Annotated in this window: 10 protein-coding genes and 1 rRNA gene; 4 read left to right on the top strand and 7 right to left on the bottom strand. The window is 54.2% G+C overall.

Features of this window, described 5'->3' with window-relative positions; translation table 11 throughout:
* Nucleotides 1–28: 28 nt before the first annotated feature.
* Nucleotides 29–1,568 (bottom strand): 16S ribosomal RNA (locus H7R76_RS02500).
* A 469-nt stretch (nucleotides 1,569–2,037) separates the two neighbouring features.
* Between H7R76_RS02500 and H7R76_RS02495 the strand changes: the two genes are divergently transcribed.
* Nucleotides 2,038–2,592, top strand: a complete 555-nt coding sequence (locus tag H7R76_RS02495; RefSeq protein WP_106930870.1) for a gamma carbonic anhydrase family protein — start codon at nucleotides 2,038–2,040, stop codon at nucleotides 2,590–2,592.
* Here H7R76_RS02495 and H7R76_RS02490 read toward each other — a convergent pair.
* From H7R76_RS02490 to dprA, 6 genes are read right to left on the bottom strand one after another with little or no spacing between them, the layout of a single operon-like run.
* The gene (locus tag H7R76_RS02490; RefSeq protein ID WP_106930868.1) at nucleotides 2,568–2,825 is read right to left on the bottom strand and encodes a DUF1488 family protein; all 258 of its coding nucleotides are present in this window, start codon (nucleotides 2,823–2,825) and stop codon (nucleotides 2,568–2,570) included. The genes H7R76_RS02495 and H7R76_RS02490 overlap by 25 nt on opposite strands.
* A complete protein-coding gene (gene aroE, locus H7R76_RS02485) occupies nucleotides 2,822–3,640 on the bottom strand; it encodes a shikimate dehydrogenase (protein WP_182966894.1) in 819 nt (272 codons plus the stop codon). The genes H7R76_RS02490 and aroE overlap by 4 nt, the downstream gene beginning before the upstream one ends.
* Before the next feature lie 3 nt (nucleotides 3,641–3,643).
* Nucleotides 3,644–4,216: an L-threonylcarbamoyladenylate synthase type 1 TsaC gene (gene tsaC, locus H7R76_RS02480; protein ID WP_106930864.1), complete on the bottom strand. Its 573-nt coding sequence runs from the start codon at nucleotides 4,214–4,216 to the stop codon at nucleotides 3,644–3,646.
* On the bottom strand, nucleotides 4,209–4,763 hold the full coding sequence (locus H7R76_RS02475) for a DNA topoisomerase family protein (RefSeq protein ID WP_106930862.1): 555 nt from the start codon (nucleotides 4,761–4,763) through the stop codon (nucleotides 4,209–4,211). The genes tsaC and H7R76_RS02475 overlap by 8 nt, the downstream gene beginning before the upstream one ends.
* A gap of 26 nt (nucleotides 4,764–4,789) precedes the next feature.
* Nucleotides 4,790–5,263 (bottom strand): DUF494 family protein Smg, encoded by a 474-nt coding sequence (smg, locus tag H7R76_RS02470; protein ID WP_106930860.1) that lies wholly within the window; start codon nucleotides 5,261–5,263, stop codon nucleotides 4,790–4,792.
* Entirely contained in the window at nucleotides 5,235–6,359 is a 1,125-nt protein-coding gene (dprA, locus tag H7R76_RS02465) for a DNA-protecting protein DprA (protein WP_182929921.1), read from the bottom strand. The genes smg and dprA overlap by 29 nt, the downstream gene beginning before the upstream one ends.
* A 129-nt stretch (nucleotides 6,360–6,488) precedes the next feature.
* On the opposite strand from dprA, the gene def reads away from it, so the two are divergent.
* The 3 genes from def to rsmB are packed head-to-tail and all read left to right on the top strand — an operon-like array spanning nucleotide 6,489 to nucleotide 9,304.
* A complete protein-coding gene (gene def / locus H7R76_RS02460; RefSeq protein WP_106930856.1) occupies nucleotides 6,489–6,998 on the top strand; it encodes a peptide deformylase in 510 nt (169 codons plus the stop codon).
* Nucleotides 6,999–7,012: 14 nt separating this feature from the next.
* On the top strand, nucleotides 7,013–7,960 hold the full coding sequence (gene fmt, locus H7R76_RS02455; protein WP_106930854.1) for a methionyl-tRNA formyltransferase: 948 nt from the start codon (nucleotides 7,013–7,015) through the stop codon (nucleotides 7,958–7,960).
* A 54-nt stretch (nucleotides 7,961–8,014) separates the two neighbouring features.
* On the top strand, nucleotides 8,015–9,304 hold the full coding sequence (gene rsmB / locus H7R76_RS02450) for a 16S rRNA (cytosine(967)-C(5))-methyltransferase RsmB (protein WP_182929920.1): 1,290 nt from the start codon (nucleotides 8,015–8,017) through the stop codon (nucleotides 9,302–9,304).
* Nucleotides 9,305–9,321: the final 17 nt, after the last annotated feature.

The raw sequence follows: 9,321 nt of genomic DNA, 5'->3' as shown, positions 1-9,321 counted from the left end.
GAGCACTTCAAAGAACGTTTCTTTAAGGTAAGGAGGTGATCCAACCGCAGGTTCCCCTACGGTTACCTTGTTACGACTTCACCCCAGTCATGAATCACAAAGTGGTAAGCGCCCTCCCGAAGGTTAAGCTACCTACTTCTTTTGCAACCCACTCCCATGGTGTGACGGGCGGTGTGTACAAGGCCCGGGAACGTATTCACCGTAGCATTCTGATCTACGATTACTAGCGATTCCGACTTCATGGAGTCGAGTTGCAGACTCCAATCCGGACTACGACATACTTTATGAGGTCCGCTTGCTCTCGCGAGGTCGCTTCTCTTTGTATATGCCATTGTAGCACGTGTGTAGCCCTACTCGTAAGGGCCATGATGACTTGACGTCATCCCCACCTTCCTCCAGTTTATCACTGGCAGTCTCCTTTGAGTTCCCGGCCGGACCGCTGGCAACAAAGGATAAGGGTTGCGCTCGTTGCGGGACTTAACCCAACATTTCACAACACGAGCTGACGACAGCCATGCAGCACCTGTCTCAGAGTTCCCGAAGGCACCAAAGCATCTCTGCTAAGTTCTCTGGATGTCAAGAGTAGGTAAGGTTCTTCGCGTTGCATCGAATTAAACCACATGCTCCACCGCTTGTGCGGGCCCCCGTCAATTCATTTGAGTTTTAACCTTGCGGCCGTACTCCCCAGGCGGTCTATTTAACGCGTTAGCTCCGGAAGCCACTCCTCAAGGGAACAACCTCCAAATAGACATCGTTTACGGCGTGGACTACCAGGGTATCTAATCCTGTTTGCTCCCCACGCTTTCGCACCTGAGCGTCAGTCTTCGTCCAGGGGGCCGCCTTCGCCACCGGTATTCCTCCAGATCTCTACGCATTTCACCGCTACACCTGGAATTCTACCCCCCTCTACGAGACTCAAGCTTGCCAGTTTCAAATGCAGTTCCCAGGTTGAGCCCGGGAATTTCACATCTGACTTAACAAACCGCCTGCGTGCGCTTTACGCCCAGTAATTCCGATTAACGCTTGCACCCTCCGTATTACCGCGGCTGCTGGCACGGAGTTAGCCGGTGCTTCTTCTGCGAGTAACGTCAATCGCTAAGGTTATTAACCTTAACGCCTTCCTCCTCGCTGAAAGTACTTTACAACCCGAAGGCCTTCTTCATACACGCGGCATGGCTGCATCAGGCTTGCGCCCATTGTGCAATATTCCCCACTGCTGCCTCCCGTAGGAGTCTGGACCGTGTCTCAGTTCCAGTGTGGCTGGTCATCCTCTCAGACCAGCTAGGGATCGTCGCCTAGGTGAGCCGTTACCCCACCTACTAGCTAATCCCATCTGGGCACATCCGATGGTGTGAGGCCCTAAGGTCCCCCACTTTGGTCTTGCGACGTTATGCGGTATTAGCTACCGTTTCCAGTAGTTATCCCCCTCCATCGGGCAGTTTCCCAGACATTACTCACCCGTCCGCCACTCGTCACCCAAGAGCAAGCTCTCTGTGCTACCGTTCGACTTGCATGTGTTAGGCCTGCCGCCAGCGTTCAATCTGAGCCATGATCAAACTCTTCAATTTAAGTTTGATGCTCGTGAATTAAACTTCGTAATGAATTACGTGTTCACTCAGAGACTTGGTATTCATTTTTCGTCTTGCGACGTTAAGAATCCGTATCTTCGAGTGCCCACACAGATTGTCTGATAAATTGTTAAAGAGCAGTGCAACACGGCTTTCGCTCACTGTTGCGAGGTGGCGTATATTACGCTTTCCTCTTTCAGAGTCAACCCTGATTTTCAGGATTTTTTCTCTTCAACCGAACCGGCTAGTTAGTGTGAAGTGATTCACGTTTGCCGTCTCAGTGGGTGCGCATTATAGGGAACTTTGCTTTTTGCACAACCCCTTTTCTCAACTTTTTTTCTAAGTGTCGTTTTTTCACACTTTTCGCGCTGTAAGTGTTCAATTTGCTTAATTTTTGAGATGAGAAACCGACAAATTGAGCTGATAATGAACAGCTATTCCACCATGACACCGTTTTAATGAGGTAAACATGTCAGCCGTTTTACGCCGCTATAAAGATTTATTCCCCGTCATCGGCGATCGCGTGATGATTGATCCTACCTGCGCGATCGTAGGTGACGTCCGCCTGGCCGACGATGTCAGCATCTGGCCACTGGTTGTCGCACGCGGCGACGTTAACTACATCCAGATCGGCGCGCGCAGCAATATTCAGGACGGCAGCGTGCTCCATGTGACGCATAAGTCAGAAAAGAACCCGGTAGGCAATCCGCTGATCGTCGGCGAAGACGTTACCGTCGGTCATAAAGTGATGCTGCACGGCTGCACCATTGGTAATCGGGTATTGGTCGGTATGGGTTCTATTCTACTGGACGGCGTAATCGTTGAAGACGACGTCATGATTGGTGCTGGTAGCCTGGTGCCTCAGCATAAACGTCTGGAAAGCGGTTATCTTTATCTGGGAAGCCCGGTCAAACAGATTCGACCGTTGAAAGAGGCCGAACTGGAAGGATTGCGCTATTCGGCCAATAACTATGTGAAGTGGAAAGACGACTATCTGGATCAGGAAAGCCAGACCCAGCCCTGATCGTCCTCCTGTTGGTCGCGAATAAGATCGCTGGCTTCTTCTTCCAGATCCCAGCGATTCTCGCTAAACAGCGCCAGCCACTGCCGAGGTTCGTCCCCGCCAAAGCGACGAACCATGGTTTCCGCACTTAAAGCACACATTAACTGCATACCATTCACCAGCGCTGGAAAACAAACCGCCTGGAGGTCAGCACGCCACTCTTCGCGGTCAGGAAACTGGATCGCCTGATTCATGCGCCCAGCTCACGTTTGAGAGATGCAATGACCGGTTCAACATCTGGTAAAACGCCATGCCACAGCAGAACCGCATGCGCCGCCTGGCCCACCAGCATCCCTAATCCATCTGCATAACGTTTTGCGCCATGCTGAATGCACCAGGCCAGAAAGGCCGTATTACCCTTTTGATAAAACATGTCGTAACAGCAAACCTGCGGGCCCACCAACGACGCCGGAATTGATGGTATCTCACCTGAAATTCCGCTGGATGTCGCATTAATGATCAGATCAAATGCATGCTCAGCTAGCTCAGACATCGGCTGCGCGCTCACGCTGCCGGTATGACGAAACAGTTCAGCGAGCGTTTGCGCTCTCGCATATGTACGGTTAGTGATGGTGACATGGCAGTCGAGCGAGAGCAGCGGCAACAGCACGCCGCGCGCCGCGCCACCAGCACCAATCAGTAAAACACGACAGCCCGGTTTAATCAGATGAAGCCGTTCCAGATCGCTCAACAGGCCGATGCCGTCGGTGTTATCACCGAGAATACGCCCATCATCGAGACGCTTGAGCGTATTGACTGCGCCTGCCAGAGCGGCGCGCTCAGTCAGCTCGTCGGCACGAGCGAATGCTTCTTCTTTAAAAGGAACCGTAACGTTCGCCCCTTTACCGCCCTGCTGGAAAAAGGCTTCCAGCGTCGGAACAAAACAATCTAACGGCGCCAGCATGCGGCCATACGGGTGCGCAATCTTGAGCTGTTCGGCGAACAGCTGATGAATAAACGGCGATTTGCTGTGTGCAATCGGGTTACCAAAAACGACGTAGCTTTCCATACGTTACCCCTGGCGAAAACGTTCACCCGTCAGGGCATCAAGAATTTCTGACGGATTCATCCGCCCCCCGGTTGGCGCATCAACAACGGGGAAGTCATCGCCAAATTGCGTGAGCACTTCCGCCGTAGTGCGGCACGGAGGCAGACCCGTCAGGTTAGCACTGGTCGACACCAGCGGTTTACCATAGGCCTTGCAGAGCGCAATCACGACAGGGTGATCGGTAACACGCACGGCCAGAGAGTTAAAGCGGCCGGTCAGCCAGGCAGGCGTCGTTGGCTTCGCCGGGAAGACAAACGTCACCGGCCCCGGCCAGCGAGCGAAGACCGTTGCGCGCTGCGCTTCGGTTAGCAGGCTGTCGTCAATATACGGTTGGAGCTGTTCAAAGCTAGCGGCAATGAGGATTAATCCTTTTTCAACCGGGCGCTGCTTCAGCGCCAGCAGACGCATAACCGCTTCTTCACTATCAGGATCGCAGCCGACGCCGAACACGGCTTCGGTCGGATAAGCGATGACTTCTTTATTATTCAGAGCAACAACCGCACGCTGTACGGCCTCTGAGGGCAGGTTTTTATTCACTGATTTGTTTCGCCGGAACCGGCTTTCCACATTGTTTACTGGCACAAAAACGTTTTACGCCCTGCGCCGTTTTCTTTTCGATAAGCAGCGGGTAGTGGCACTCAGGGCACTCTCCCGCAACCGGAGTGAAGTTAATGACGAACTGACATTCCGGATAGCGATCGCAAGAATGAAAGGTTTTGCCATAGCGGGAACGACGCTGCACCAGCTTGCCTTGCTGACAGGCCGGACAGGAAATTGCCGTTTCATCTGGCTTATCAATAACTTCAGTATGCTCACATTCCGGATACTGGCTACATCCGATGAACATACCAAAACGCCCTTGACGCAGCACCAGCACGGCACCACACGCGGGACACAGCTGCCCCTCCAGAATCTTCACGATATGTCCGTCCGCCTGGCTTTTCAGGGGACGGACATAATCGCATTCCGGATAATGAGAGCAGCCCAGGAACGGCCCATGCTTGCCGGACCGTATGACCAGTTCGGCCCCGCACTGTGGGCAGGGCTCGTGTTTAGGCACCGAAAACAGTGCTGATTTGACCATAACAACTCTTGATGCCGCATAATGAATTAATGCAGCATACCTTCATTCGTCTCGAAGAGTAATTCTTCCATTTGTTGATACGCGTTTTCACAGCCTGGAAGATTGAATAGCACCATTAAAATGACCCATTTCAGCTCTTCCAGCTCAAACTCTGCGGTATCCAGAGCCATCACGCGCTCAATAACCATTTCCCGCGTTTCGAGGTTTAGCACCTGAATCTGCTCGAGAAATAACAGGAACCCGCGACAGCTGGCATCCAGACGTTGGCTCTCTTCCTGAGTAAAAATACGCACGGAGAGAGGATCGGACGCAAGTTGCATCGGTTCGGCGAGGCCTTCCTGATAGTCGGCGAGCTTTTCCAGCCATATCAGCGCGTTGAAGATATCTTCACGTTCGAACCCTGCATCGGTGAGATCCCGAGTCAGTTTGTCCTGATCTACGCGCATGTCTGTTTCGTTATGGATGTAGGTCTCAAACAAATACATTAGTACGTCGAACATGGCCTGCCCTCCTTAATCGGACATAGCCGCCGGGTACAGCTGCGATCCATCCTGCTAACTCCAGTTCAAGTAGCTGGGCCACGGTCACTGGCACAGGTTGGCCGGCACGTTCAGCGACGACGTCAACAGGTGTTACCTCATCTCCTACGTTAGCCAGGAGCTCAGGAAATGGCAATGCTACGGATTCCTTATCTGCACAATAATTTGTCATTTCGGCACAATCAGGCAACTGTTTGTTTAGGCCCTGAAAAAATGCCAGAACATCTTCAGGCTCCGTCACCATCACGGCGCCCTGTTTAATCAGCCAATGTGGCCCTTCCATTCCCGGGTGGCCGATCGGGCCTGGAATGGCGAAAACCTCTCTGCCTTGCTCAAGCGCACAGCGTGCAGTCACTAACGAACCACTGCGCAGCGCCGCCTCCACAACCAGCACGCCACGGCTTAGCCCGCTGATGATGCGATTTCGTCGTGGGAAATGGTACGGCGCAGGCGTAGCCGCCAGAGGGAATTCAGACACCAGCGCGCCGCCGCACGCAACAATATCGTCAGCCAGAGCACGATGCCGACGAGGATAAATATGGTTCAGCCCGCTGCCAAGGACGGCGATCGTACCGCCTCCCGCCCGCAGCGCACCACGATGAGCCACGCCGTCAATACCCAGAGCCAGCCCGCTGGTAATCGTCATGCCGCGTTTTACCAACGCTTCGCAAAGATAGCGCCCCCAACGTTCACCATAGAGTGAATGCTGCCGGCTGCCGACAACGGCAAGCTGCGGCGACGACAGCAGCGGCAAATTGCCGCGCACGCACAACACCGCCGGATAATCAGCAATCGATCGCAGCGCCTCTGGATAGCGTGGCGAATCCGCATAGAGAAGATGGTTGCCTGGTTCTGCGAGCCAGCGGTTGGCCTCAACCATCTCAGTTGAGGAAAAAGCGAAAAAGCGCTCAGCCTGTTTCACGGTAAAGCCCAGCGAACAAAGCGTCTGGCGGGTAATAGCGGCCTGCTGGCGCAGCGCGCACAGCACATGCAGCATACCGTCGCCGTATAAATCATTTACCTTCAACAAACGAAAGGCCAATTCCTCGGGTGACATCCTTTCCCCCTTGCCACATGCGGCATGAGCAATCTTTGCGATTGGTCAGTGACTCTGTCAATTAGAGGGGGTTTTGTCTAGAATAGAGGTAATAATGTTTCCTACTCCTGAACAGAACTCTGGATATTTATGGCAGTTTTGCAAGTATTACATATCCCGGACGAGCGTCTTCGCAAAGTCGCCGCCCCGGTAAAAGAAGTAAATGACGAAATTCAGCGTATTGTCGACGATATGTTCGAAACCATGTACGCCGAAGAAGGTATTGGCCTGGCCGCGACCCAGGTCGATATTCATCAGCGTATTATCGTTATCGATGTTTCTGAGAATCGTGACGAGCAGCTGGTGCTGATCAACCCGGAGCTGCTGGAAAAAGACGGCGATACCGGTATTGAAGAAGGCTGTCTGTCTATTCCCGAGCAGCGTGCACTCGTACCGCGCGCCGAGCGTGTTAAAATTCGTGCTATCGGCCGTGACGGTAAGCCGTTTGAACTGGAAGCCGATGGCCTGCTGGCTATCTGTATTCAGCACGAGATGGACCACCTGGTCGGTAAGCTGTTTATCGATTATCTGTCGCCGTTAAAACAGCAGCGTATTCGTCAGAAAGTTGAAAAACTGGATCGCCTGAACGCGCGTGCCTAAGGATAAGGATTAACGTGTCAGACTCCCTACGTATTATTTTCGCGGGTACGCCCGATTTTGCAGCGCGTCATCTTGACGCGCTGCTGTCGTCTGAGCATCAGGTCGTTGGCGTGTTTACCCAGCCCGATCGCCCTGCCGGTCGCGGCAAGAAGCTGATGCCGAGCCCGGTCAAAGTCCTGGCAGAAGAGAAAGGGATCCCCGTCTTCCAGCCGGTTTCCCTGCGCCCAGAAGAAAACCAGAAGCTGGTTGCTGACCTGCAGGCCGACGTCATGGTCGTGGTCGCCTACGGGCTCATCCTGCCGAAAGCCGTGCTGGCGATGCCACGCCTCGGCTGCATCAATGTTCACGGTTCCCTGCTGCCGCGCTGGCGCGGCGCGGCGCCGATTCAGCGCTCGCTATGGGCCGGTGACAGCGAAACAGGCGTCACCATCATGCAGATGGACGTAGGTCTGGACACTGGCGACATGCTGCACAAGCTTTCCTGCCCGATTACCGCTGACGATACTAGCGCCAGTCTGTATGACAAGCTGGCTGAACTCGGCCCACAGGGTCTGCTGCATACGTTGCATCTGCTGGCCACCGGTACGGCGAAGCCTGAAGTTCAGGATGAAGCGCTGGTGAGCTATGCCGAAAAGCTCAGCAAAGAAGAAGCCCGGGTAGACTGGACGCTGGGCGCTGCTCAGCTAGAACGCTGCATCCGCGCCTTTAACCCATGGCCGATGAGCTATATCGTCATTGACGAACAGCCGGTCAAAATCTGGCAAGCAACGGTAATTGATAAGCCTGCAAACGCCGAGCCAGGGACCATTCTTGAAGCCAGCCGCCAGGGGATACAGGTCGCCACAGGTGACGGCATCCTGAATCTTCTCTCGCTGCAGCCAGCAGGTAAGAAAGCCATGAGCGCCCAGGATCTGCTGAATTCACGCCGGGAGTGGTTCGAGCCCGGAAACCGTCTGCTCTGACGGTTCGTACCTTTTTAAAGCCCGGAGTCTCCGGGCATTTTTATTTTTACGGTTATGAAAAAATATCTTAATTTACGCAGTATGGCGGCCCAGGCCGTTGAACAGGTTGTCGAAAAAGGGCAGTCTCTAAGCAACGTGCTACCGGCATTACAGCAAAAAGTGGCCGATAAAGATAAAGCGCTGCTGCAGGAACTGTGCTTCGGCGTGCTGCGCACGCTTTCGCAGCTTGAGTGGATGATCCAACAGCTGATGGAACGCCCGATGACGGGCAAACAGCGCACGGTTCACTACCTGATCATGGTTGGTTTTTACCAGCTGCTGCATACCCGTATTCCCCCACACGCCGCGCTGGCCGAAACCGTTGAGGGTGCGGTCGTCATTAAGCGTCCTCAGTTGAAAGGGCTAATCAACGGCGTGCTGCGTCAGTTCCAGCGCCGCCAGGAAGAGCTACTGGCCGAATTCGCGCAAAGCGATTTGCGTTTCCTTCATCCTTCCTGGCTGGTGAAGCGTATTAAGTCTGCCTATCCCCAGCAGTGGGAAGCCATTCTCGAGGCCAATAATCAGCGCCCGCCAATGTGGTTGCGCGTCAACCGCAACCATCATACGCGTGACGCCTGGCTTGGCCTGCTCGCGGAAGCCGGCATGACGGGTTACCCCCATCCAGAGTATCCGGATGCCGTGCGTCTGGAAACGCCAGCACCCGTGCACGCCTTGCCGGGGTTTGACGAAGGCTGGGTGACCGTACAGGATGCGTCCGCTCAAGGGTGTATAAACTATCTGCTGCCGGAAAACGGCGAACAGATCCTCGATCTGTGCTGTGCGCCAGGCGGTAAAACAACTCATATTCTGGAAGTCGCACCACAGGCCGATGTTATGGCGGTGGACGTCGATGAAAAGCGGCTTTCACGCGTTTATGACAACCTGAAGCGCCTGGGAATGAAAGCGACGGTAAAACAAGGCGATGGTCGTTATCCTGAGCAATGGTGCGGCGAGCAGCAGTTCGATCGTATTCTGCTGGATGCGCCGTGTTCTGCGACCGGCGTCATTCGCCGCCACCCTGATATTAAATGGCTGCGCCGGGATCGAGACATCGCCGAGCTGGCCCAGCTACAGGCCGAAATACTCAATGCCACCTGGGCGCATCTGAAACCAGGCGGTACGCTGGTGTACGCCACCTGCTCCATTCTGCCGGAAGAAAACCAACAGCAAATTGCCGCATTCCTGGCCCGTACGCCGGATGCCGTACTCTGCGAGACCGGCACGCCCGAGCAGCCAGGCCGCCAGAATTTACCCGGTGCCGAAGAAGGTGATGGCTTCTTCTACGCTAAGCTAATCAAAAAGTAATGAGATAACGGGTCGCA

The sequence above is a fragment of the Klebsiella sp. WP8-S18-ESBL-06 genome (assembly GCF_014169755.1).
In the GTDB taxonomy this organism is placed as follows: domain Bacteria; phylum Pseudomonadota; class Gammaproteobacteria; order Enterobacterales; family Enterobacteriaceae; genus Kluyvera; species Kluyvera ascorbata_B.
Note: the sequence above shows the minus strand (reverse complement) of the source record. Positions and strands in the feature narration are given on the sequence as shown.